This is a genomic window from Pseudomonas profundi (assembly GCF_008638305.1).
Classification (GTDB): domain Bacteria; phylum Pseudomonadota; class Gammaproteobacteria; order Pseudomonadales; family Pseudomonadaceae; genus Halopseudomonas; species Halopseudomonas profundi.
The window spans coordinates 69,126-93,317 of record NZ_VTPZ01000012.1 but is presented as its reverse complement, the minus strand read 5'-3'; the positions used below and the strand labels follow the sequence as shown (position 1 = coordinate 93,317).

Sequence of the window (24,192 nt, the reverse complement as noted above, 5' to 3'; positions counted from 1 at the left end):
GGCGATCAGGACTCCAGTGAACCGTCCAGCGACTTGATGGGCCCGTACAGGTTCGGACGACGGTCGCGGTATACACCCCAGGCGCTGCGAATATGCTCCAGCTGGTCCAGATCAAACTGCTGCACCAGAACGGCTTCGTCAGTCTGGCTGGCTTCCTGCACCTTCTCGCCAAACTGGTCGGCAATGAAGGACGAGCCATAGAAGGTAATGTCGTACCCGTCCTGCTCTTCCAGCCCGATGCGGTTGCTGGCAACCAGCGGCATCAGGTTGGCGCCGGCGTGGCCCTGCTGCACCCGCTGCCAATGATTGCGCGAGCTGATCGTCGGATCATGTGGCTCGCTGCCGATCGCGGTCGGATAGAACAGGATTTCCGCGCCCATCAGCGCCATGCTGCGGGCCGTTTCCGGAAACCATTGGTCCCAGCAGATACCCACCCCAATGGTCGCGTAACGAGTGTTCCACACCTTGAATCCGGTGTCGCCGGGGTTGAAGTAGTACTTCTCATGGTAACCGGGACCGTCCGGAATATGACTCTTGCGGTACACGCCCAGATTGCGGCCATCGGCATCGATAATCGCGATGCTGTTGAAACGGGCACGCCCGGCCAGCTCGAAAAAGCTGATCGGCAACACCACTTCCAGCTCCCTGGCCAACGCCTGGAAATGCTTGATCGCCGGGTTTTTATCGACTTCCGTTGCGAGCTGAAGGTATTCCGGATTCGGCTTCTGGCAGAAATACGGAGTCTCGAACAGCTCCTGAATCAGAATGATCTGCGCGCCTTTGGCTGCAGCCTCACGCACCAGGCGCTCTGCCTTGGCAATATTGTCCTGACGATCCCAGCTGCAGCTCATCTGGGTAGCGGCGACGGTAACAGGGCGGGACATGGTTTTCTCCGGCGAATGACTGAATGCCGATAGCATAACGCATAGCTGTAGCCTCTGATCAAAATCGGGGCAGCTGAAAACGGATAGGTCTAGAAAAGCCTAACCAGCTCTAGGTTTTTCTGCATTCATGATGATCTCTGCTATATGCCTTTAAAAGCACAACGCCTATGACGACTACGTAGATTATTACGTTCGCAAAGGCAAAGACGGTGATCGTTCCCAGGGTAGTGCCTAGAATAAGGGCTCCGATTAATAGAGCGACTATGCGTAACCCAGTGCTGGCTATTTCAACCGCCAGCCCGAGCCCTTGTATAGAAAGGGCCGGAAAAGCAACGGTGCAGGGGCGGCTGATAAAGATTGCATACTCTGCAAGTGCCAGCCATCGAGCGAATTCGCCGGCCTCTTCCCAGGCTGCACCAAACACCACAGAAAACAGCCATGGACCAAAACAGAAAACCATCCCGAAGGGTATCAGCCCCACGACAGCTAGCCCTGCGACCGCTCTAATTAGCATACCCGTGATGCGATCATGCTGCTGGATGGCGCGCGTCAGTTTTGGGTAGTAGACGTCTGCTACCGACTTGCCTACCAGGTGGGTAGGCATGCTGAGAGTTTGTCGGCACAGCGCAAAGTAGCCTGCTGCCGCTGCACCGAAATAGGCAGCGAGCATCAGGGTTGGCAAGTTTTGCGATATCGCATTGATGAACATCTGGGGCGCTCGGAATAGCGGGAACTGCTTGTACGTCCGCACCAGCTCCGCAGCGGTCCAAGCGGACGGCTTGGGCTCTTCTTCCAGCTTTCTATCGGTCGACCACCGCCTGATAGCAGCGAACAGCATGCTGCCGTGTAAAAATGAACCGATGGCGGTCGTTGTCACCAACACAGCAGGTGACGCATAGATCAACCCACCTGCGCATCGAACAAGGTTATGGGTCAGGGAATGCAGAACTGCAATTTTAGCCGTGACATGGAATAATTGTTTTCTGAACAACCATTGCTGTGCCGTTTCCAGCGCCCCTCCAAAAAACATTACTACTGGCAGCAGCATCAGATAGGGAGCAGCTTCTTCAACGCCTATTCGGTTGGCTAGCGGCGTGCCGAAGATACTGAGAACCACGGCGGAGCCAAAGGACAAAGCCGCGGCAACCCACAGCGACAGCCTACATAGCGCCAGTGCCTCAGCATCTTTTCGAGCCAAGGCAATAGCCATAGGAAAAGTCAACGCAGCTATTGGGACGACCATCATCACCAGACCCATGAACACGCCCAGCACGCCATAACTTTCCGGTCCATAAAGCCTGGCGACGATTGGCATGAATACCATCGTCAGCGCTTGTGCTCCAGCTGTGCCCGTTATTACAGCAACGATATTCCGCAAGGCGCCATTGCGGAGCTCATTCCGTATCACGTCAATGCGCTGTTTCCAATTTGAGCCAGAGTGTTCAGTAGAGGCTTTGATATCGGCCTCCGGTAAAAGGTCTGAAAAGAGGGAGCATTGTCCGAATGACCATATTCAAAGAAGTTGATGTGCCGCCTGAGGCGCGCAAATTGCAGTTGCTACTGCAAAAATTCACTCAATACCGCGCATGACCCAATGACACCGAAGTCGGCAAGACGATAAAAACACGCGATGCCTGGTGGGGCTGAGTGATGCGCGGGCCGGGCGCTTTTAACGCAGCCTCAACTTTCAGCTTCGCTATTGGCCCGTGCATATTCTTTGGTGAAGGGCGGAGCCGGTTGGTCGCGCTCTGAAATCGGTGTCAGGGGCTTACGGTACGTTATGCCCAACACAGGTTTCAGTGCTTTAACGGCAAGCTTCTCGAACAGCACGTCAACGTTTGCTGCTCGGATCAGGTCAGCATGTTCGCGTAGCAAATCGGTCGGGAAGTTCCACCATTTCAAGTATTCCAGGCGCGCGATCTCGGTATCGGTGAATCGGAACTTGATCACTTTCGCCGGGGTCCCGCCCACGATCGCATAAGCAGGCACATCGGATGTAACCACTGCGCCTGCGGCAATGATCGCCCCGTTGCCGACTCTCACGCCATCAAGCACAACAGCGTTAGCTCCGACCCAGACGTCATGTCCAATATGCGTTTGTTTTAGTTCATCAAAATAATCTACGTCGGTGAAGGTTGTTCCCGATTGTTTGAGAGTCGAATAGAAAACCGGGTGGGTACTAATCATGTAGGTTGGGTGATCGCCCATCCCGCCGAGGCGAGTGCCCGGTCCGATACTACAAAACGAACCAATGGTGATGTTGGCCGTTTTGGTCCCGGCCAGGTATGTAAACCTACCGATGCGGGCATTGGAAACAGAGGTTCCGCCCCAAAGCCGAACGTGTTCGGCAAAGGTCACATCGGATGAGGCGAAACTGCTCACGCTGGCGGAAAAACCGGGAATTTCTTTTTTTAGTTTGCGTTTCCGTAGAAACCACTCCAACCGTGCCCGAACCGTCGCCTGTTTGGGCTCGGCCTTCCACTTTGGGCCGTTCGCTGCGTCAAGATCATCCAATGCGTCTGCAAAGCTCATCTCTGGTGCCCCTGAAATCCATGTCGAGTTGATATCACATTATCATCATTCGGACATGAGTCAAAAGTTTGTTAAAAAACCAGTCAGAACAACCAGCTCGTACTAAAAGGGTCACCAAACCACCAGGCAAAGCTGGGTCACGCGGTAGTAAATAGGAATTAGCTGCCCCAGCCACGGACCGTTGAGGCGCCCACTCCCCTGTTTGTGCCCCAAACAATCACACAGCAACGTGTACTAGCGCAGGCCCCACAAACCCTCTTCAACCCGAAAATGCTGGCACCGTGTCACACCCAAGCGTCAAGCGGATTGTCCAGCACAGCCAATGGCCCTAGGGTCTAATCTTCTGTAGCTCTACCCGCCAAAATGAGCTTGGCATGTCAGGCAAACCCGCCGCCCGGATGGGCGACCCCACCCAGTGCCCGAAAGACGGTCACGGCAGCAATGCCATTGTCACTGGCTCGACAGATGTACTCTTCGACGGCCAGCCCGCGGCCCGTCAAGGCGATCAAACCGCCTGCGGCAGTGCAATTGACGGAACGATAATCCCCTCAGTCCTGATCAATGGGCGTCCGGCAGCAGTGCTGGGCAGCACCGGCAGTCATGGCGACGTGATAACTGGAGGCTCTGGCACCATCACCATTGGGGGCAATGTGAGCACGGCCACGGACCCCGGCGGCGAGAGTCACGCAGCCTCAGCTCCATCGGTCGCTGCGGGTGCTGGCAGCCTGCTTGCCCCAGGCCTGGACGACACCGCCGGACCACTCAAGGAAAATACTCTTATCGATGGCCTGCCCTATTCTCTGGAAGAGGAAGAAGAGGAGGAGGAAGAGCGCGAGCTACCCCTGCAGCAACGCATCACCTTGCGCGTGGGTATGTTCTTTGACGGCACGGGAAACAACCTTGGCAACGCTGCATTCACCGCGGAGTGCCGCCGCCAGGATCTGCACGAATTCGATGAACAGACCCTGACCCATATCCGTCAGCTATGCGAAACCTACGACTACCGTGACACCGACGGTGACGGCCGCTATGACCAGTTGCCCGGTAGCAGTTATGGGAACGAGCGAAGCAACGTGGCGCTTTTGTATGACCTGTATGAGGACCAGAGCGATGCGGTGGTAGAGCCGACCGCCGTTCAGGCAAGCCTGAAGGTCTATATCGATGGGATTGGCACCACGGGTGGCAGCGATGACGTCAGATGGGGGCAAGCGACAGGGAAAGGCAAGACGGGCATAGTCGCTCGGGTTCAAGAAAGCCCTTCTCTGGTGACCGGAACGCTGCGCAGATTAGTGAATGGCAACCCGAAACTCCTGATAGAGAAGATCGAGTTTGATATCTTCGGGTTCAGCCGTGGCGCAGCCGCCGCACGTCATTTTGCCAATGAGGTGCTCAAGCCCAACGGCGGCGTTTTTGCGGCTCAACTAAACGAGGGTCTTCCAGCGATGGCGCCTGGATTCGAATGGTTGCGCCATGTCAGCATCAACTTCATAAGTCTCTTTGATACCGTCGCGGCCGTCCTCGATCCGCTACGCGGGGATGTCAACGTGGGTGGCGAGCGCAACCCCGGAATAAACCTGTATATGCCGCCCGGCTGTGCTCGTAAGGTTGTGCACCTGACTGCAGCCGACGAACATCGACATAATTTCAGCCTTAACCGCGTGGATGACTTCCATGAGGAACTGGCGTTGCCAGGCATGCATTCGAACCTCGGCGGCGGCTATCCTCTGCTGATACGTGAACGTGTGCTGATCGGCCGGCCCCGTCTTTTCCGCGATGCCTATTATTCGATGCAAAGCGTCGACAGGACGAAGCTGGTACGATCCAGAGAATGGCGGGCTCGGGCAGAGGAAGAGCGTCAGCTTCTGGAAAGAGGACTGCCGGGAGAGGGTGGACTGATTTCCTTGAGTGTTCGTTTGCCGGTGCCTGGAAATGGTCGTAACAGCCAGGGATCAGAAAACATGCTTCTGGCGTTAGGGCTTGATAGACCGGTACACGGCGAATTATCAAGAATCGCGTTACGGATAATGCATGCGAAGGCGACCGAAGATCATGCAGCCTTCAAGCCCCTTCCCGAGACACCCGTATTCGCCATTCCAGAGGATCTAAAGCCAATCGCGGACAAGGTTATATATTCTGCGATGGCTGGGCGCAGCGCTACGCTCGACAAAATTGAAAGGCGCTTTCTGCATAGCAAATATATACACAGTTCCGCCAACTGGAGCTCCGTTAGCGGGTTGCTGGTGAACAAACCTAGAAATCAGAATAAACGCGCCCTGTATGCAGACCGGCCACAGCGGGGCTACCCCGTATGAGAAAGGTCCTGCTTGTATTCGGGCTTTTTATCGCTTTAACCGCTTGCGCCAACAAACGCGAACCCGACCCGCTCCGACTGCCACCACCTGAGTTGCCCTACCGAACCTGGGAAATTGGCTTGTTAGCACCCAACTATATGGAGGTTTGGGTCGAAAGCGTTGACGTGCTGGATCAGCGAGGATTGGCCTATTACGGGGTACACGGGGGCGTTTCTGCGATACAGAATCCTCCGAATAACCGCGGCAACCCTCGTGGATAGCCCGCCAGGCCCGGAGCGGGGGCGACGCGTCCCATGACCGGTGTCGATCTACCGGAAATCGTCTTCGTTCGCTGGCAATCATTGGCCGAACCGCAAACCTACCGTGTAGCAATCCCTATCTCCGAAAAATATCGAGAGGAGATGCTTACCCCCTACTCCGCTTTCTGCCGCTTTGATGGCAAGCAAATTCAGGACTACAGAAAAATAATCACTATCGGCCTGGCGCCCGGAGGCATTGCCAAGGCATGGTTGAGCGGTGACTGTCTGGAGCCTCTTGAGATAGGACGCTTCGAAGGCACAATCAGTCCTGAGGGACCCAGCGAAGGACTCACCAACGGCCGCTACGCCCTACCCCTGGCGCCGGCGGCTCAGGAGTACATCGATGGCCACGGCATTCCCTTCGGTAGCTGGTAAAACCAAAACGCCGTGTCGCGACTGACACGGCGTTTCAATCCTGCCTCTTTGCTAATCCTTCACTCGACCTCGCTCTCGGATGTTTCAGGCTCAGGGAACGCCGTATCCAGTCCCGTTTCGACATTCAAATCCTGGCTGATACGCAGGTAGGTATCGTTCTGTCTGGTATAAGCAGGCCAGTCCACCTGTTCGATGGATGGATTGCCGGTACGCGCGAAGTTGGCCCACATGGCGCGCATATTGTCAGTTACCTGGACGTCGTTGGGATTCCAGCCGGGGGGATTGGCCATGAACCCCTGGGGTGTCGGCGTATCGCCACCCACCGGATCCTCAAGCCCCGTCAGCCCCAGCAGGTAATGGGAAAGGAAGCTACCAGGATAGTCGAACACGTACACCAGTTCGGCGCCGTGGTAAGCCAACGCGCCCTGACTCGACCAGTTATTCGGCAGATGATCGAATACATAGGCGAAGACCTCTGACTCGTTATGCTCGGCCATCCACGGCATGTACCACTTCAGGCCTTCGATCAAAGCAGGGGTATCGCCCTGGTTGGCGCCAGCAATGATCGGCACATCGTTATGCTGTCTGGCCTCAAAGCTGTCCCGTATACCGTCAAGCATATACACACCATCCACGTTGGGTGAGAAGACCCGCCCGGTCTCATCAACCTTCACTGCAAGTTCGTGCCAGGGGATGGCCCGCAGCGCCGCGGCAACGTCTTCTTCATCCTGAACGCCCAGCGCTTCGGCCACGGCCACGCCGTCGGCCTCTTCATTGGCCAGCATGTTCTCGACTGGCATCAGCTCGTCCTCGGGGCCGGCCATGCCGCTTTGCACGATGGCCTTGTGGAACAGCCCTTCAGCCATCGGTGAGTTGATCAGGGAAAGCACCTTTCCGCCTCCTCCCGACTCACCAAAAATCGTGACATTGGCTGGATCTCCGCCAAAGGCCTCGATGTTGTCACGCACCCATTCCAGCGCGGCGATCAGATCGAGCTGGCCATAATTGCCGGACGTATTCTCCGGGGACTCGGCGGTCAGCGCGGGGTGCGCCATATAACCGAACGGCCCGAGACGGTGATTGACTGTCACCACGACGACACCCTCCTTGGGCAATGAGGTGTTATTGAACGCCTTGGTATTGCCGGTCAGGATGGCGAAGCCGCCACCATGGAACCAGACCATCACCGGGAGCCGCTCACCCTCGTACCCATCCGGCGCTGTGACATTCAGGTACAGGCTGTCCTCGCTCATGCCGCCTTCACCAAAGGATTCATAGCGTGGGTTTTGCGCGGACTGGTCGGCCCAGGCAGTAGCCTGGCGCACACCGTCCCAAGCATCCGGCTTGACCGGTGGTTTCCAGCGCAACTCGCCAACCGGTGGCTTGGCGTAGGGAATGCCGTACCAGGCCCAGGCGCCTTCTCCTGCCTGGAATCCGGCCAGCTCGCCATATCGGGTTGTCACCGTCTTGCCTGGGGAAATGGATCGGGCCAGGTGCTCACGGGCATTTTCCGCATCCATTGCAGTGCGCGGGCGCGGATCAGTATCCGTAAACACAGGCGGCTCGGCTGCGTTGAGATCATCGAGTAAAGGCTCAAGGGCCGTACGGAACTCACCAACAGGCTGTTCAAGGCTGATCAGGTCGGCATAGCCGGAAACCCGGCCGGCGATCTCATCGGTGATCTGAATGCCGTTGTTCAGATCGCCATCCTGATCCAGCGTCTGCAGCAGGACGGCGATGTTGTTTACCGTCTCGTTCTCAACACCTTCAGCCCCGTCAACCAGATCCAGCGGACTCAAGGACTGCTCCGCTGGCGCAGAGCCCAGCGGGTAATCACCTATATAAAAGCTGACCGTCTCATCGGCGTTATATTGAAAACGGCCCTGCGCATCGGTGTGACCGTTCAGACTGTCGGTTTCATAACGCAGACCAGCAACCGGGCTATCGACAAAAACGCCAGTCAGCGCGGGCTGCGGGGTACCGCCACCACCACCGTCTCCTGCGTGATCATCATCGTCGTTGTCACTGTCCGAGCAACCCGCCAGAGCGCCTGCCAACATCAACAGACAAGCCGCTGTCAGCTGCCGCGATACCGTAAAACCAAAGTGGGAATCTTTGCGAAACATAGGTAAACCTCGTTCTTGTATTTATTGTCTACACGGGAGTGCAGCCCAAAGAGTAGACATAAAAACGAACAGTCGCCGAACGAGACTTTTTCATGTTTTGAACGAGTAGACGGAGCGGGTCGCCGCCGGGCCGATTCTGCTAAGTCAGGGCCAGAGGGTCCTGACGATAAAATGCGACAAGATGACCGTACACAGCCGGCCAGGCGGACTGCAGCGAGCCCGGCGATTCAAAGAAGGTTTCGGAGAGTACAGCGAAGAATTCGGCCGCGTCTTCAAGCGCGTAGCTATCCATGGGCAACCGCTCGCCAAGCTCTGCACGGTGCGCCAGATCATCCCAGGCAGCAGACAGGTCGCGCTTCCAGGCCACCGGGTCCATGCCGGAATGCAATGGCGGCGCGCCATTGGCTGAGGCGCTACGCATATCCAGGGTATGCGCCAGCTCATGAATGACCACGTTGTAACCGTCGTGCTGGCCAGCGTTCAGCACGTCCTGCAGCGACAGAACGACCGGCCCGCGCTCCCAGGCTTCTCCGCTGCGCTCGCTGGTTTCCTGATGAACAATGCCGTATTCATCCTGCCAGCTGTGGTTGGCAACAAAAGGGCCGTCGTACAGGATCAGAGTCTGCCAGCCGTCGTACCAATTCAGTCCTATCCCCAGCACCGGCACCGCGGTCATGCCCGCAATACGAAGACGGATGGCGTCGCTGAGTTCCAGACCGCCCACACCGACAAAATGTTTGCGCAGGAGCAATCGCAGCGCCGCTTCATGCAGCCAGCGGCGTTCCGGCACCGAGTAACGACGGTATACGGCCCAGTCGCCCAGCGCCTGCTGCCAGTCATCGGCGGAAATGTTCAGGCGTCGAAGCCGCCTGTCCTCCCGCCATTTGCTCAGCCTTCGCCAAGCGCCTCGCGACGAGCGTTGCGCCGACTCAATGTCTTTGATAATCAAGGATCCAACCGTCCGGCCTTCTCGCAGAGACAATAACACGCACATACAAAAATCCCGCCACGGGGGCGGGATTCAGGTCGCGTGGCTCAATGCTCAGACCGTGTGCAGGTACCACATGTATTCAAGGTCAGAGATGGTTCGCTCGAACTCCTCCTGCTCGCTTTCCTTGCACAGCACAAACACATCCAGATATTCCTCGCCGATGTACTCCTGCATGACCTTGGAGTGCTCCAGCAAGCGCAGTGCGTCGCGCAGGTTGGTCGGCAGCGATGCCTCATGCTGATCGTAGGCGTTGCCTTCGGTCATGGGCGGCGGTTCGATCTTGTTGGTGATGCCGTAATGGATCGCCGACAACAACGCAGCCATCAGCAGATAGGGATTGGCATCGGCACCGGCCAGGCGATGCTCGATGCGCATGGCGTCTGGCTCCCCGCCCGGCACACGGACGGCCACGGTGCGGTTATCAATGCCCCAGGTCGGTGCGCAGGGCACGAAGAAGCTGGGGCTGAAGCGCCGGTAGGAATTCACATTGGGACACAGGAACGCCATATATTCCGGCAGCGTCTGCAGCAAGCCACCGATTGACCAGCGCAGCCTGTCACTCAGACTGCCGTCCGGGTTCGGCGCAAAGATGTTCACCCCGTCCTTGTCGATGAGACTGATGTGTACGTGCATGCCGTTGCCGGCCTGATCGTAATACGGCTTGGCCATGAAGGTGGTGTCCATCTCATGGTCATAGGCGACGTTCTTGATCACCCGCTTGAGCAGAACGTTGTAATCACAGGCGACCACCGGATCATCCACGTGGTGCAGGTTAACCTCGAACTGGCCCGGTGCGGATTCAGCCACAATGGCGTCAGCGGGGATGCCCTGCTCGTGGGCAGCCTCGATGACGTCCTGCAGGAATTCGGCGTACTCGTCCAGGTCGTCCATGGAGTAGACCTGCACCGAATTGGGCCGTTTGCCGGACATCGGCGAGCGCGGCGGCTGGGGGCGACCAGTGATGTTCTCCTGATCGATCAGGTAGAACTCAAGCTCGAACGCCGAAACCGGCTTGAGACCCAGCTCGCTGAAACGCTCGACGATGCGTTGCAATACATACCGCGGGTCAGCGAAGAAGGGGGTTTTACGGTCCAGCTCATACATGGTCATCAGCAGCTGCGCGGTGGGGCGCTTTTGCCAGGGCTCCATGCAAAGCGTGCCGGGAATCGGCAGACAGATGCGGTCGGCATCGCCCATCTCAAGCCCAAGCCCGGTTTCCTCGACGGTTGTGCCCTGGATGTTTAGCGCGAAGACCGACGCAGGCAAGGCGATGCCTCGCTCGAAGGCTTTCATCAGAGCAGAGCGGTCGATGCGCTTGCCGCGGACGATGCCGTTCATATCCGCGATCAGCAGGTCGATAAAGTGCACTTCCGGATGCTCGGCAAGAAATGCCTCAGCTTCCTGGATACTGTTTACCGTTTCGGTTATCGGCACCACAGTATCCGCTCCGGGTTGGGGTTGCATGGGTTGTCACCTGTTGTTTGTAAAATATATCAACCACAGTGGTTCTGTGGTCAGAGTAAATCCGAAAGGCCAGATCGAGTCAAGCGAGCCGAAGCCCTCAGATTAGAGCGCGGCGCACTGCTTTTCCCGCTATTTACGCGGGCTCAACGAGGTGTTTCGAGTATTGTTGATGGGCGCGCAAGAGGGTTTTTGTACCGGCTATTTTTTGTTGCTATTGTATGAAAAATCGAACAACAATCCGCACACGGCCATCCTGCTCAGAGCCTAACCATGTCGTCTCAGAACACGCCACTTATCGGTATTTCCTGTTGCACGGACACGACGGGGCTGCATCCATTTCACATCGCTGGCGAGAAGTACATCCTCGCAGTCGTCAATGGAGCCGGCGGTTTACCACTATTGATTCCCGCGCTCGGTAATCGCATAGATCCTGGCCAACTGCTGGACACTTTCCATGGTCTGCTGTTCACCGGCTCACCGTCCAATGTTGAACCGCATCATTATAAGGGGGCTCCGAGCGTGGAGGGTACCCATCATGATCCTCAGCGCGACGAAACGACACTCCCCCTCATCAAGGCTGCCATCGAGCGTGGCGTGCCGGTGCTCGGCCTGTGTCGGGGCTTCCAGGAAATGAACGTCGCCTTCGGCGGAACCTTGCATCCACGTCTTCACGAAGTGACAGGCTATATTGAACACCACGAGGACAAAAGCCGGCCGGTGGACGTGCAGTATGGCCCCGCACATGAAGTCCGCATTGAACCGGGGGGCCTGCTTCATCGAGTCTCCGGCTGCAGCACGGCCCAGGTCAATTCCCTGCATACGCAGGGCGTGAAGGATCTGGCACCCGGGCTGCGGCCTGAAGCATTCGCACCTGACGGCCTGATCGAAGGCTTCTCCGTCATTGACGCGCCCGGCTTTGCGCTGGGTGTGCAATGGCATCCGGAATGGAAAGTCACCGAGAACGCTTTCTACTCCGCTATATTCAATGCGTTTGGCGACGCCTGCCGGGCTTATGCCGCCCGGCAACTCTGAGGAAGTTATGAATCATATCGAAAGCTGGTTGAAGGAACGCAAGATCACCGAAGTCGAATGCATGGTCAGCGACCTGACCGGCATTGCCCGTGGAAAGATTGCACCGACACTCAAGTTCATTTCGGAAAAAGGCATGCGTCTACCCGAGAGCATCCTGTTGCAATCGGTGACCGGTGATTATGTCGAGGACGACATCTATTACGACCTTCTCGACCCCGCCGATATCGACATGATCTGCAAGCCGGATCACACGGCGATCTATCTGGTGCCCTGGGCCATCGAGCCGACTGCGCAGATCATCCACGATTGCTATGACAAGAAAGGCGTGCCGATCGAGATGGCGCCGCGCAACGTGCTGAAGAAGGTGCTCAAGCTGTACGAGGAAAAAGGCTGGCAGCCGATTGTGGCACCGGAAATGGAGTTCTATCTGACCAAGCGCAACGAGGATCCGGACCTGCCGCTGCAGCCGCCGATTGGCCGCTCTGGTCGCCAGGAGACCGGGCGCCAGTCGTTCTCGATTGATGCGGCCAACGAATTCGACCCCTTGTTCGAGGACATGTACGACTGGTGCGAAGCCCAGGGGCTGGATCTGGATACATTGATCCATGAAGAAGGCACCGCGCAGATGGAAATCAACTTCCGTCACGGCGACCCGCTGCACCTGGCCGACCAGATTCTGGTGTTCAAGCGCACCATGCGCGAAGCCGCGCTCAAGCATGATATCACCGCGACGTTCATGGCCAAGCCGATCACCAACGAACCCGGCAGCGCGATGCATCTGCACCAGAGCATTCTTGACCTGAAAACCGGCAAGAACGTGTTCTCCAACGCCGATGGCTCGATGAGCAAGCTCTTCCTGTATCACATCGGTGGCCTGCAACGGTACATCCCCGAAGTGCTGCCGCTGTTTGCGCCCAACGTGAACTCCTTCCGCCGTTTCCTGCCCGACACCTCGGCGCCGGTTAACGTTGAATGGGGAGAGGAGAACCGGACCGCAGGGCTGCGGGTGCCGGATTCCGATCCGCAGAATCGCCGCATCGAGAACCGCCTCCCGGGCGCCGATGCCAACCCTTATATCGCCATTGCCGGCAGCCTGCTGTGCGGCTATCTGGGTATGGTCGGCAAGATTGATCCCTCCGCTCCGGTCAAGGGTCGCGCTTATGAACGGCGCAACTTGCGCCTGCCCTTTTCTCTCGAGGCCGCGCTGGAACGCATGGAGCAATGCAAGGATATCTCCGAGGTACTGGGTGAGAAGTTCTGCCGTGGCTACGTTTCGGTCAAACGCGTGGAGCATGAGAATTACAAGCGGGTGATCAGCTCGTGGGAACGTGAATTTTTGCTCCTGAGTGTCTGACCACAGCGACCTTGGTAGCCACCATCAAGACTCCGCGCTGACTCACCGAACCATGGCCGCGCCAGCAATGAAGTAGAGGATTTCGCATGAGCACTGAGAGTACTTACACCACCGCGCAGCTTCAGGCGCTGGACACCGCGCACTATCTGCACCCCTTTACCGATCACAAGGATCTGGGCGAGCGCGGTACGCGGATTATCGAGCGCGCCGAGGGTGTCTATCTGTGGGATAGCGAATGCCGCCAGATTCTGGATGCCATGGCTGGGCTGTGGTGCGTCAACATCGGCTACGGCCGTACCGAGCTGGCCGAAGCCGCTTTCAAGCAAATGATCGAGCTGCCCTACTACAACAGTTTCTTCCAGTGCGCCAATCCGCCTGCGGTGAAGCTTGCCGCGGCGATTGCCGAGTTGGCGCCGCCGCACATGAATCATGTGTTTTTCACCGGTTCAGGTTCAGAAGCCAACGATACCGTGCTGCGCATGGTTCGGCGTTATTGGGATCTCAAGGGCAAGCCCGCGAAAAAGACTGTCATCGGCCGGGTAAACGGCTATCACGGCTCGACCGTTGCCGCCGCGAGCCTGGGTGGCATGGCGCCCATGCATGCCCAGGGCGATCTGCCGATCCCCGGCATCGTGCATATTCCTCAACCGTATTGGTTCGAAGAAGGCGGTGACATGCCCCCCGACGAGTTCGGTATCTGGGCCGCGCGTGAGCTGGAAGCGAAGATCAACGAGCTGGGTGAAGATCAGGTTGCTGCTTTCATAGCGGAACCCATTCAGGGTGCCGGAGGCGTGATCATTCCACCGGCAACGTACTGGCCGGAGGTCAAACGCATCCTTGCCGAACGCGACATTCTGCTGGTAGTCGACGAAGTCATCTGTGGCTTCGGGCGCACCGGCGAGTGGTTCGGCAGCCAGTATTTTGATCTCGAGCCGGACCTGATGCCGATCGCCAAGGGCATGACTTCTGGCTATCTGCCGATGGGCGGCGTGATAGTAGGCGACCGGGTGGCACGCACCCTGATTGACGAAGGCGGCGAGTTCTTCCATGGCTACACCTATTCGGGCCACCCGGTCGCTGCCGCAGTAGCGCTGGAAAATCTGCGTATTCTGCGCGACGAAAAGATTGTCGATTATGTGAAAAACGAAGCGGCACCCTATTTGCAGATAAAGATTGCCGAGCTGGCCGAACACCGGCTGGTTGGTGAAGCGCGCGGCGCAGGCTTGCTCGGCGCGATCGAACTGGTGAAAGACAAGGCAACACGCGAACGATTTGCCGACAAAGGCAGTACCGGCTCGCTCTGTCGGGACATTTGTGTCAGTAATGGCCTGGTGATGCGCGCTGTGGGCGACACCATGATCATGTCGCCGCCACTGGTCATCAGTGTTGCCGAGATCGACGAGCTGGCGGCTCTGATCTGGCGCTGTCTGGACCTGACGGCCGAGCAATTGGGCGTTTGATACAAGCCGACGACTATCCGAACACCGGCGCGTCGAATAGAATTCGCCGCCCGGTCGGGCACTGTAAAAAGGCACAGGGCAGCTAATCTGCTCATTACCGGTTCGGTTTGACTGCAAACTGAACCGGCAGAAAGGAATTGATAATCGAGCCAGGGCTACCGCCCGGCTTATAACAAGGCAGGCAACATACTGTGGCTGGAGCCTGCACAGGAGGCGCTATGAAAAACCCGGTACAAAAAACGTTTCTGGCCCTGGCGACTGCTGCCCTGCTTGGTGGCGCTGCGACTGCGCAGGCGAACGGTCAACTGAAGATTTTCAACTGGTCCGACTATATCGCCGAAGACACCATCGCCAATTTCGAGAAGGAAACCGGCATTGACGTGACCTACGATGTCTATGACTCCAACGAAGTCCTCGACGCTCGGCTGCTGACAGGCCGCTCCGGCTTCGATCTGGTGGTGCCCTCCAACCACTTTCTCAGCAAACAGATCGCTGCTGACGTCTACATGGAGCTGGACCACGACAAGCTGCCGAACATGAAGCATCTCGACCCGCAGCTAATGGAGCAGGTGAAAAGCATCGACCCGGGCAGCAAACACTCCATTCCTTACATGTGGGGCACGAACGGCATCGGTTACAACGTCGAGAAGGTCAAGGCCGCGCTTGGCGACAATGCGCCGACCGATTCCTGGGATCTGGTGTTCAAGCCCGAGGTTGCCAGCAAATTGGCCAGCTGCGGTATTACCATGCTGGATTCCGGCGATGACATGATCACCTCAGCGCTCGGCTATCTGGGCCTGGATCCGAACAGTACCGACAAGGACGACCTGAAAAAGGCCGAAGAACTACTGCTGAGCGTGCGCGATTCGGTTCGCTACTTCCATTCCTCGCGGTACATCAGCGACCTCGCCAATGGTGATATCTGTGTTGCCGTCGGCTTCTCCGGTGACGTATTCCAGGCCGCTGCCCGCGCCGAGGAAGCGAACAATAACGTCGATATTGCCTATACCATTCCGAAGGAAGGCACTCAGTTGTGGTTCGACATGATGGCGATTCCGAAGGATGCGCCCAACCCGGATAACGCGCACACCTTCATCAACTACATCCTGCGCCCCGACGTCGTCGCGCCGATCACCGATTACGTTGCCTATGCCAACCCGAACAAGGCTGCCAATGAGCTGATCGACCCCGAAATCCTCAACGATCCAGCCATCTACCCCACCGAAGAAGTCATGCAGAAGCTGTATGTTGCCGAACCGCGTCCGCTGGCGGCGCAACGGATCGTTACCCGCTCCTGGAACCGGATCAAATCCGGTCGCTGAGTCAGCACAGGCACTGTTGAGGTTTGGTGCGCACATCAGGCCTCAACAGCTGTAACGCCTTCATTCGATACCGAGCACGGAGAACACTATGGTTGGCGCTGCAGGAGCCATGAAGCAGGCCATGGCCAAGGCCAAGCCTGACGAATTCGTCAAGATCGAACGAATCAGCAAACGCTTCGATGATGCGTTGGCGGTCGACGATGTCAGTCTGACGGTGAATCGTGGCGAAATCTTTGCCTTGCTCGGCGGGTCCGGCTCCGGCAAGTCCACCTTGCTGCGTATGCTCGCCGGCTTCGAGCGGCCGAGCGAAGGCCGGGTATTGCTCGATGGTCAGGATCTGACTGACCTACCGCCGCACCAACGGCCGATCAACATGATGTTCCAGTCCTATGCACTGTTCCCGCATATGACCGTGGAGCAGAATATCGCCTTCGGCCTGAAGCAGGACAGGATGTCCAAAGCTGAAATCAAAGACCGCGTGGCGGAAATGCTCAAGCTGGTACGCATGAGCGAATATGCCCGGCGCAAGCCGCATCAGCTTTCCGGCGGCCAGCGCCAGCGCGTGGCCCTGGCGCGTTCGCTTGCAAAAAGCCCCAAGTTGCTGCTGCTGGACGAGCCCATGGGCGCGCTGGACAAGAAGCTGCGCTCGCAAATGCAACTGGAGCTGGTGGAGATCATCGAGCGCGTCGGTGTGACCTGCATCATGGTGACCCATGATCAGGAAGAAGCCATGACCATGGCACAACGCATCGCCATCATGCACCAGGGCTGGATTGCCCAGGTCGGCACGCCGATGGATATCTACGAAAGCCCGGCAAGCCGTCACGTGGCGGAATTTGTTGGCAGCGTGAATATCTTCGAGGGTGAACTGACGGTCGACATGGAAGACCACGCCATCATCGAATGTCCCAAGCTGGATCGGCCTATCTATATTGGGCACGGCATCAGCACCCGCGCAGAAGACCGGCATACCATTTTCGCCCTGCGTCCGGAAAAGGTCTGGGTCAGCCCTGACAAACCCGACCAGGAATATAACTGGGCGCACGGTGAAGTGCATGACATTGCCTATCTCGGCGGGCATTCGGTGTATTACATCAAACTCGACAGTGGCCTGATCGTGCAGGCGTTCTTTGCCAACTCCGAACGCCGCATGCCGCGCATGACCTGGGATGACAAGGTTTACATCAGCTGGGAAAACGACAGCGGGGTCGTCCTGCCCTCATGAGCAAGCTGACATCTCGCCTACTGCCGACCGGTCGCTTCTGGGTTATCAGCGCACCCTACCTGTGGCTGTTCCTGTTTTTCCTGCTGCCCTTTGCGATCGTATTGAAGATCAGCTTTTCGGAAGCGGCGATCGCCATACCGCCGTATCAGCCCCTGCTGGAATATGCCGAACAGTCGCTGAGCATTGCGATCAATCTCGGCAATTACATCTTCCTCAGCGAGGACTCGTTGTATTACGCGGCCTATCTCGGCTCGCTGAAGATTGCCCTGTTTTCGACACTGATCTGCCTGGCGCTGGGCTATCCGATGGCGTATGCCATTACCCGCGCGCCACGGGACAAGCAGCTGATCTATCTGTTGTTGATCATGATGCCTACCTGGACCGCCATACTGATTCGCGTATACGCCTGGATGGGCATCCTGAGCACCAATGGCCTGCTCAATTCGACGCTGATGTGGGCCGGCCTGATCGACTCGCCGCTGCAGATTCTCAACACTGATACGGCGGTCTATATAGGCGTCGTTTACGCTTACCTGCCGTTCATGATCCTGCCGCTCTACGCCAACCTGATCAAGCATGACGACACCCTGCTCGAGGCCGCCATGGACCTCGGCGCTGGCAAGATCAAAGCGTTCTGGAAGATCACCGTACCGCTATCCAGGAGCGGCATCATTGCCGGATCGATGCTGGTATTCATCCCGGTGGTGGGCGAGTTTGTGGTGCCCGAACTGCTGGGTGGACCCGAGACCTTGATGATCGGCCGGGTGCTCTGGCAGGAATTCTTCAACAACCGTGACTGGCCGGTTGCCTCCGCGCTGGCCATCGTCATGCTCGCTCTGCTGTTGATCCCGATCATCCTGTTTCATTACAACCAGTCACGGGCCATGGAGCGAAACGCATGAACAGGCGTCCGGCATTCTCCACTGCCATGCTCTGGCTGGGCCTGGTATTCCTCTATCTTCCGATGGTGATTCTGGTCATCTATTCGTTCAACGCCTCGCGACTGGTGACGGTATGGGGCGGCTGGTCGATCCACTGGTACATCGGCCTGCTGGATAACACCGGGCTGATGAGCGCGGTCAAGCGCAGTCTGCAGATCGCCTTCTTCACCGCCACCGCCGCCGTGGCGCTGGGCACATTGGCGGCCTTCGCCATGACCCGCATCAAGCGCTTCCGTGGTCGGACGCTGTTCTCGGGTCTGGTCACTGCACCTCTGGTCATGCCTGAGGTAATTACCGGTCTTTCGCTGCTGCTACTGTTCGTAGCCATGGCTCAGGCCGTCGGCTGGCCGGCCGAGCGAGGTATGGTGACCATATGGATCGCGCACACCACCTTTGCTACTTCCTACGTGGCCATTGTCGTCAGCAGCCGGCTCGGGGAAATTGACCAGTCAGTGGAGGAAGCCGCGCTGGATCTTGGCTGCCCGCCCTGGAAGACCTTTCTGCAGATCACGGTTCCGATGATCGCTCCATCGATTGCCGCCGGCTGGTTGTTGGCATTTTCCCTGTCGCTGGACGATCTGGTACTCGCCAGCTTTGTGTCGGGCCCGGGCGCCACCACGCTGCCGATGGAGGTATTCTCCTCGGTGCGCCTGGGCGTCAAGCCTGAAATCAATGCCATTGCCAGCGTCATCCTGCTGGCTGTCGCGCTCTGCACCCTGCTCGCCTGGCTGATTGTGCGCAGCGCCGATCGGCGCGCCCGCAACCCAAACGCGAGCTCCTGAGCTAGCCCCGGCATTGCCCCGGTTATCTGACGCTCGCTACGGCGGATAACCGGCGATACAACGTCATCTACTGCTTTCTCTTCTGTCTCCCTCCCGCCTTGTTTACTCGCCCGCCGCCAATCGGGATCTGAATCCAACGATCAGAACGCACTGCAAGCTGCATCAAATACTTGGCAAGCGCCGATGCCGGCGTTAACCTTGTCAATGAACGAACGTTCATTCATTAACTGTCGCCATAAAAACAATCAGCAGGAGACGCGTATGAACCAGGGCAAAGTCGAGATCTACGATCTGATGGCGTGCAACGTCTATATGGACTTCGAGGACACGGGCCTACCCAAGGAACAGCACAAGTTTCTGATCGCCTTCCATCCCAGTGGCGGCGCGCCCGTACACGAGCTGATCGAAAGCATCACGGCGCGTGGTCCCAATGGATACCTCGTCGAAGTGGCCAATCAGCCCTACACCATCAGCAATCTCAACGGTCATATCTACGACCGCACCACCAATTCCCATTGGTACATGATCAACCTGCTCACTGGCTTCATGGAGCCCGGTGAATACATCATCGAAGTGAAGTGCAAGGATGGGGCGACCAAGACTATTTCCCGCATCCAGGATAACGCTCCCTCGGAACGCCTGATGAGCGCCTACCTGCCCATCCGCGACCGCCTCAAAGCCAGCTATACCCCGGGCAATGGCGAAAAGTTGCCCGCAGAGGCGTCGTTGCAGAATGTCGAAATCCGCTGTGAGTCGTTCAAGGAACTGAGCGGGGTCGATGCTTATTACGTTTTCCGTATCTGTGAAGCCCGCAACAGTAAGGAATTCGACCCTCAGAACCTGTACTGGTGGGACAATATTTTCCTGCAGCGCTTCGCCGATCCGGACGCAGGCAAGAACCGCAACAAACTGACCATCCAGGCCGAACTCAAGGCCGACACGAGCTTCACTTACTTCACCGAGCTCACCGATGGCAACAGCATGGGCGGTACCAATATCTGTATTTTTCAGCCCTACCAGACATTTCACACCTGACAGAACGGACGAGGGCTGCAAAAACCGGCCGCTTGCCTTTAGAATGCCCAAATGAATAGTCATTCGAAGGGAAACAAGGCACCACGGCCACGGATCAAGGACAAGCGCAGCGCGATCCTTCGCGCTGCGCTGACTGTGTTTGCCGAAGGTGGTGTCAATGGCGTACCGATGCCTACGCTTGCCGAACAGGCCGGCGTGGGAACGGGTACTATCTACCGCTACTTCGTCAGCAAGGAAGTCTTGGTCAACGAGCTGTTCCGCGAGGAAAAGCTCGCCATGAGCAAGCGTCTTTACGGCGAACTGGACGAAAGCCTGGGACCACAGCAGCAGTTTGCGGTCATCTGGCAGCGCATGATCGAGTTCACCCGGGAAGCACCCGACTCCTACCGCTTCATGGAATTACAGGACCACCGTCCGTATCTGGACCAGGCCAGCCGCGAGCTCGAACGCAAGATCCTCGCCCCCGTTCTGTCCTATTACCGCAGCATGCAAAAGAAAGGCATTTATCGCAGCGATATCCGTGCCGAGGTGCTGATGGCCCTGGTATGGGGCGCCTTCGTCAATCTGATGAAGGCTGAGCGCGATGGCTATCTGAGGCTGGATCAAGCCGATATCGATGCCGCCCGAGATGCCTGCTGGAGTTTGTGTACCGGGTGATATTTCGGCCCGGCTCGGCGGGGTGCTGTTGGGTCGAGCGGTGAGAGCCGGAGGCGGGAGGCTGGGGTTCCCTGGGGTTGGCGTGCGTCTCGGGCCGCGTTCGGATGCGCCCACAGGGTTTCGCGTTGCTGCGGATTTGGCGTAGCGCAGACGCGCTACACCGCCAGGGGTGCGCTTCGGCTGCGGTTTGGGGTTTCCCTGGGGTTGGGGTTGGCGTGCGCCTGCGCGCCGACAGGGCTGGCTTGGCGGGTATCGCGTATCGCCTCGGCGCGATCGCGGATTGGCCGGCCACACCTCTGGCATTTCTTTCACTCGCCCAGAGAACCAACACAGTTGCCATAAAGCATCAGCAGTAAATGATCGCTCAGATCAGGTAGCATAGGACCTTTGGCGCGTCGGCCCGGTCCGGCGCAACCTTCCGCCTGATTTGGAGAACCTGCCGTGTCCAGCCTGCACCCAAGCATCGATCCCGATGGTTTACTCGAATATTCTGTGGTTTTCACCGACCGCTCGCTCAACCACATGTCCACCACCTTTCAGCAGGTCATGCGGGACATTTCCGGCACGCTCAAGGACGTCTACCAGGCCGCCGGTGTGGCGGTGGTGCCGGGCGGCGGCACCTATGGCATGGAAGCAGTTGCTCGCCAGTTTGCCCAGGACAAGCGCTGCCTGGTGATCCGCAACGGCTGGTTCAGCTACCGTTGGAGTCAGATTTTCGAAGCGGCCCGGTTGCCAGCCGAAGAGATCGTGCTCAAAGCGCGGCAAACCGGCGCTGACGAACAGTCCCCTTTTGCCCCTGCGCCAATCGATGAAGTCGTGGCGACCATCCGCGAGCGCAAACCGGATCTGGTATTTGCCCCCCACGTGGAAACCGCTTCAGGCATCGTTCTACCGGACGATTACCTTCGCGCGGTAGCCGATGCGGTACACGAGGTGGGTGGTTTGTTCGTACTTGACTGTGTTGCCTCCGGCACACTCTGGGTCGACATGCAGGCGTGCGGCGTGGACGTATTGATTAGCGCCCCGCAGAAGGGCTGGAGCGCCTCGCCCTGCAGCGCGCTGGTCATGTTCAGCCCGCTGGCGCTTGAGCGTATCGCCGAGACCAGCAGCAACAGCTTCGCCTGCGACCTGAAAAAATGGCTGCAGATCATGCAAGCCTACGAGAACGGCGGCCACGCCTACCACGCTACTCTGCCCACCGACGCACTGAAGCAGTTCCGCGACACCATGCTGGAAACACGCGACTACGGTTTCGACAAGGTCAAGCAGGAGCAATTGGCGCTGGGCAAGGCGGTACGCGCATTGCTGGCCGAGAAGGGTTTCAAGAGCATTGCTGCAGAGGGTTTCGAGGCGCCCGGCGTTGTCGTCAGCTATACCAGCGACGATGGCATCCAGAGCGGCAAGGCGTTCATCGAGCACGGCCTGCAGACGGCATCAGGCGTGCCGTTGATGTGCGACGAGCCGGCCAGCTTCAAGACCTTCCGCATCGGCCTGTTCGGCCTGGACAAGCTGCACAATGTTGAGCAGACCGTTGCCAGGCTCCGCGAAGCGTTAGAGCGGATGTAACGCAAGCAGAGGAAGCCGCAATGGCTTCCTCTGATCTATTTCGGTGGGTGCGCGACGATGTCTTCCATCTTCAGGCCGGTCAGGCCATGAATGGTGCGCCAGAGATAGAACAGAATCGCCATCATCATGACCATCGAAGGAATGGCTATCACCGGATAGCTGACCAGGGTCATGCGCCCCAATTCCTCATTGAACGCGCTGGTCCCCGCCGGGCTGACCACTATCCATTTGGCCAGGGTGTAATTGGCCAGTGAGGAGAAAAAGAAGGTGCCCGCCAGAAAGTAGGTGGCTTTCAACAAGCGCAATTCGAATATGTCCATCAGCCCACGCTCTTCCAGCCGCTCATTGACCCGGCGCACATTCAATACCCTGTCGTTGTATAGCAGCGTGCGAATCAGCGGGTAAGACGTGCGGGTGGACACCAGCACGGCGATGCCGATCAGACCCGGCACCGCCGCTTCCTTGATCGCCAGCCATTTGGGGTCCAGCTCCATCAGGCCGATGCCACCAGTCAGAAACACACTGATCACGCCGAGCATGGCGATGAAGTTGAATTTGCGATAGCGCACCAGCTCGAACAGACCCCAGCAGATGGGAAAGGCCAGCGCGAGCATCAATGCCTGCGCAGCACCGAGGTCATCCTCACCGCTGAACTTCATCAGTATCACCGAAGGGATAACGATACTGACCAGTAGATCGACCATCGGCCGGGGTTTGTGCTGCGGTACTTTCTGTTGTGTAGCGTCGGTCATGATGGCTCAGACGATTCCGGGTGGTCGGGTCATGTTACACGGAACGCACTCGGCAAAGAGCCCGACCGGACCGGATTTTTTAGGGACCGGTCTTATCCCGGGTTGATCATGGTATAGACGAGATAGCCGGTGTAACAGACATACGCCAGCATCAGCACCCCACCTTCCACTCTGTTGATGCGCCCCTGCTTGCCGTTCAGCCCGATACACATGACCAGTAGCGCTACGGTCAAGGCCGCCATCACCATCCAGTCGCGATACAGCACCACCGGCTCGACCGCCAGCGGCATGATGCCCGCAGCAATGCCCACCACGGCGAGCGTATTGAACATGCCCGAACCGATGACGTTACCCAGTGCCAGGTCATGCTCATTCTTGCGCACCGCCACCAGCGCAGAGGCCAGTTCCGGCAGGGATGTACCTATCGCCACCACAGTAAGACCGATAATAAGATCGCTGACGCCAAGACTCTGGGCGATGAACACTGCGCCCCAGACCAGCACGCGGGAACTGACTACCAGCAGCACCAGACCCAGGATCAGCCAGAACAATGCCTTCTTCAATGGCATGGCGTGTTCCTTGAGCTCGCTGTCGTAGTTCTCTTCCAGCGTGTCGCCGCGACCGCGCATGCCCTGCACGATTGACCAGCCCATGAGCAAAGCGAAGGCGCCGAGCAGCACCCAGGCGTCCATCCGGCTGAGATTCCCGTCAATCAACTGATAACCGGCGAGCAGCGTAATGCCGAGCAACACAGGCAGCTCTTTGCGTACAACCTGCGAGTGCACGACGATGGGGCTGATCACTGCGACCAGGCCGATGATCAACGCGATGTTGGTGATATTGGAGCCGTAGGCATTGCCCAGCGCCAGCCCGGGGTTGCCCTGCGAGGCTGCCAACGCCGAAACGACCATTTCCGGAGCCGAAGTACCAAAGCCGATGACCAGCATACCGATCAACAGCGGCGGCATACCCGCATGAGTAGCCGTGGCCGAGGCGCCATCAACGAAGCGGTCAGCGCTCCAGACGAGTAGTGCGAGTCCGGCAATTACAGCGAGCAGTGCCATCAGCATGAAATGAAAACCT

20 protein-coding genes are annotated in these 24,192 nt (G+C 57.9%); 12 read left to right on the top strand and 8 right to left on the bottom strand.

Annotated features, from left to right (window positions below):
* Positions 1-5 precede the first annotated feature (5 nt).
* The 3 genes from aguB to FZE95_RS19980 all read right to left on the bottom strand — a co-directional run bounded on the left by aguB (position 6) and on the right by FZE95_RS19980 (position 3,416).
* Positions 6-884: an N-carbamoylputrescine amidase gene (gene aguB, locus FZE95_RS15340; RefSeq protein ID WP_150301752.1), complete on the bottom strand. Its 879-nt coding sequence runs from the start codon at positions 882-884 to the stop codon at positions 6-8.
* Positions 885-993: 109 nt separating this feature from the next.
* Positions 994-2,298, bottom strand: coding sequence for a lipopolysaccharide biosynthesis protein (locus tag FZE95_RS15335; RefSeq protein WP_223825089.1), 1,305 nt, complete (start codon positions 2,296-2,298; stop codon positions 994-996).
* Positions 2,299-2,564: 266 nt separating this feature from the next.
* Positions 2,565-3,416 carry a CatB-related O-acetyltransferase gene (locus tag FZE95_RS19980; RefSeq protein WP_150301750.1) on the bottom strand — a complete coding sequence of 284 codons (852 nt, stop codon included), beginning with the start codon at positions 3,414-3,416 and terminating at the stop codon, positions 2,565-2,567.
* A gap of 374 nt (positions 3,417-3,790) precedes the next feature.
* Here FZE95_RS19980 and FZE95_RS15325 point away from each other — a divergent pair, with 374 nt between their 5' ends.
* Positions 3,791-5,728, top strand: a complete 1,938-nt coding sequence (locus FZE95_RS15325; protein ID WP_150301749.1) for a PAAR domain-containing protein — start codon at positions 3,791-3,793, stop codon at positions 5,726-5,728.
* A 293-nt stretch (positions 5,729-6,021) separates the two neighbouring features.
* Complete coding sequence (locus tag FZE95_RS19795; RefSeq protein WP_223825086.1) at positions 6,022-6,402, top strand: DUF2931 family protein; 381 nt, start codon at positions 6,022-6,024, stop codon at positions 6,400-6,402.
* Between the two features lie 59 nt (positions 6,403-6,461).
* Here the strand turns inward: FZE95_RS19795 and FZE95_RS15315 are convergent, their stop codons facing one another.
* From FZE95_RS15315 to FZE95_RS15305, 3 genes are all read right to left on the bottom strand, one after another.
* Entirely contained in the window at positions 6,462-8,528 is a 2,067-nt protein-coding gene (locus tag FZE95_RS15315; protein WP_150301748.1) for a carboxylesterase/lipase family protein, read from the bottom strand.
* A gap of 139 nt (positions 8,529-8,667) precedes the next feature.
* On the bottom strand, positions 8,668-9,477 hold the full coding sequence (locus FZE95_RS15310; RefSeq protein WP_223825085.1) for a M90 family metallopeptidase: 810 nt from the start codon (positions 9,475-9,477) through the stop codon (positions 8,668-8,670).
* A gap of 93 nt (positions 9,478-9,570) precedes the next feature.
* The gene (locus FZE95_RS15305; protein ID WP_150301746.1) at positions 9,571-10,983 is read right to left on the bottom strand and encodes a glutamine synthetase family protein; all 1,413 of its coding nucleotides are present in this window, start codon (positions 10,981-10,983) and stop codon (positions 9,571-9,573) included.
* 270 nt (positions 10,984-11,253) lie between these two features.
* Here FZE95_RS15305 and FZE95_RS15300 point away from each other — a divergent pair, with 270 nt between their 5' ends.
* From FZE95_RS15300 to FZE95_RS15255, 10 genes are all read left to right on the top strand, one after another.
* Entirely contained in the window at positions 11,254-12,015 is a 762-nt protein-coding gene (locus FZE95_RS15300; protein WP_150301745.1) for a gamma-glutamyl-gamma-aminobutyrate hydrolase family protein, read from the top strand.
* A 7-nt stretch (positions 12,016-12,022) separates the two neighbouring features.
* Complete coding sequence (locus tag FZE95_RS15295; RefSeq protein ID WP_150301744.1) at positions 12,023-13,369, top strand: glutamine synthetase family protein; 1,347 nt, start codon at positions 12,023-12,025, stop codon at positions 13,367-13,369.
* Positions 13,370-13,455: 86 nt separating this feature from the next.
* A complete protein-coding gene (locus tag FZE95_RS15290; protein ID WP_150301743.1) occupies positions 13,456-14,829 on the top strand; it encodes an aspartate aminotransferase family protein in 1,374 nt (457 codons plus the stop codon).
* A gap of 218 nt (positions 14,830-15,047) precedes the next feature.
* Complete coding sequence (locus FZE95_RS15285) at positions 15,048-16,151, top strand: polyamine ABC transporter substrate-binding protein (RefSeq protein WP_150301742.1); 1,104 nt, start codon at positions 15,048-15,050, stop codon at positions 16,149-16,151.
* An 88-nt stretch (positions 16,152-16,239) separates the two neighbouring features.
* Positions 16,240-17,376 carry an ABC transporter ATP-binding protein gene (locus FZE95_RS15280; RefSeq protein WP_150301741.1) on the top strand — a complete coding sequence of 379 codons (1,137 nt, stop codon included), beginning with the start codon at positions 16,240-16,242 and terminating at the stop codon, positions 17,374-17,376.
* Positions 17,373-18,278 carry an ABC transporter permease subunit gene (locus tag FZE95_RS15275; protein ID WP_150301740.1) on the top strand — a complete coding sequence of 302 codons (906 nt, stop codon included), beginning with the start codon at positions 17,373-17,375 and terminating at the stop codon, positions 18,276-18,278. Before FZE95_RS15280 ends, FZE95_RS15275 begins: the two co-directional genes overlap by 4 nt.
* Positions 18,275-19,099, top strand: a complete 825-nt coding sequence (locus tag FZE95_RS15270; protein WP_150301739.1) for an ABC transporter permease subunit — start codon at positions 18,275-18,277, stop codon at positions 19,097-19,099. Before FZE95_RS15275 ends, FZE95_RS15270 begins: the two co-directional genes overlap by 4 nt.
* 261 nt (positions 19,100-19,360) lie before the next feature.
* Positions 19,361-20,134 (top strand): hypothetical protein, encoded by a 774-nt coding sequence (locus FZE95_RS15265; RefSeq protein WP_150301738.1) that lies wholly within the window; start codon positions 19,361-19,363, stop codon positions 20,132-20,134.
* Positions 20,135-20,185: 51 nt separating this feature from the next.
* The gene (locus tag FZE95_RS15260; protein WP_150301737.1) at positions 20,186-20,791 is read left to right on the top strand and encodes a TetR/AcrR family transcriptional regulator; all 606 of its coding nucleotides are present in this window, start codon (positions 20,186-20,188) and stop codon (positions 20,789-20,791) included.
* A gap of 441 nt (positions 20,792-21,232) precedes the next feature.
* The gene (locus FZE95_RS15255; protein ID WP_150301736.1) at positions 21,233-22,357 is read left to right on the top strand and encodes an aminotransferase class V-fold PLP-dependent enzyme; all 1,125 of its coding nucleotides are present in this window, start codon (positions 21,233-21,235) and stop codon (positions 22,355-22,357) included.
* A gap of 35 nt (positions 22,358-22,392) precedes the next feature.
* Here FZE95_RS15255 and FZE95_RS15250 read toward each other — a convergent pair whose 3' ends face one another.
* A complete protein-coding gene (locus FZE95_RS15250; RefSeq protein ID WP_150301735.1) occupies positions 22,393-23,109 on the bottom strand; it encodes a VC0807 family protein in 717 nt (238 codons plus the stop codon).
* A gap of 92 nt (positions 23,110-23,201) precedes the next feature.
* A complete protein-coding gene (locus FZE95_RS15245) occupies positions 23,202-24,179 on the bottom strand; it encodes a calcium/sodium antiporter (protein WP_178100932.1) in 978 nt (325 codons plus the stop codon).
* Positions 24,180-24,192 lie beyond the last annotated feature (13 nt).

Excerpts from the sequence above, each read along its gene's own strand:
- aguB (WP_150301752.1), bottom strand. The coding sequence starts at position 884 with ATGTCCCGCCCTGTTACCGTCGCCGCTACCCAGATGAGCTGCAGCTGG.
- FZE95_RS19980 (WP_150301750.1), bottom strand. The coding sequence starts at position 3,416 with ATGAGCTTTGCAGACGCATTGGATGATCTTGACGCAGCGAACGGCCCA.
- FZE95_RS15325 (WP_150301749.1), top strand. The coding sequence starts at position 3,791 with ATGTCAGGCAAACCCGCCGCCCGGATGGGCGACCCCACCCAGTGCCCG.
- FZE95_RS19795 (WP_223825086.1), top strand. The coding sequence starts at position 6,022 with ATGACCGGTGTCGATCTACCGGAAATCGTCTTCGTTCGCTGGCAATCA.
- FZE95_RS15315 (WP_150301748.1), bottom strand. The coding sequence starts at position 8,528 with ATGTTTCGCAAAGATTCCCACTTTGGTTTTACGGTATCGCGGCAGCTG.
- FZE95_RS15305 (WP_150301746.1), bottom strand. The coding sequence starts at position 10,983 with ATGCAACCCCAACCCGGAGCGGATACTGTGGTGCCGATAACCGAAACG.
- FZE95_RS15300 (WP_150301745.1), top strand. The coding sequence starts at position 11,254 with ATGTCGTCTCAGAACACGCCACTTATCGGTATTTCCTGTTGCACGGAC.
- FZE95_RS15295 (WP_150301744.1), top strand. The coding sequence starts at position 12,023 with ATGAATCATATCGAAAGCTGGTTGAAGGAACGCAAGATCACCGAAGTC.
- FZE95_RS15290 (WP_150301743.1), top strand. The coding sequence starts at position 13,456 with ATGAGCACTGAGAGTACTTACACCACCGCGCAGCTTCAGGCGCTGGAC.
- FZE95_RS15285 (WP_150301742.1), top strand. The coding sequence starts at position 15,048 with ATGAAAAACCCGGTACAAAAAACGTTTCTGGCCCTGGCGACTGCTGCC.
- FZE95_RS15280 (WP_150301741.1), top strand. The coding sequence starts at position 16,240 with ATGGTTGGCGCTGCAGGAGCCATGAAGCAGGCCATGGCCAAGGCCAAG.
- FZE95_RS15275 (WP_150301740.1), top strand. The coding sequence starts at position 17,373 with ATGAGCAAGCTGACATCTCGCCTACTGCCGACCGGTCGCTTCTGGGTT.
- FZE95_RS15270 (WP_150301739.1), top strand. The coding sequence starts at position 18,275 with ATGAACAGGCGTCCGGCATTCTCCACTGCCATGCTCTGGCTGGGCCTG.
- FZE95_RS15265 (WP_150301738.1), top strand. The coding sequence starts at position 19,361 with ATGAACCAGGGCAAAGTCGAGATCTACGATCTGATGGCGTGCAACGTC.
- FZE95_RS15260 (WP_150301737.1), top strand. The coding sequence starts at position 20,186 with ATGAATAGTCATTCGAAGGGAAACAAGGCACCACGGCCACGGATCAAG.
- FZE95_RS15250 (WP_150301735.1), bottom strand. The coding sequence starts at position 23,109 with ATGACCGACGCTACACAACAGAAAGTACCGCAGCACAAACCCCGGCCG.
- FZE95_RS15245 (WP_178100932.1), bottom strand. The coding sequence starts at position 24,179 with ATGCTGATGGCACTGCTCGCTGTAATTGCCGGACTCGCACTACTCGTC.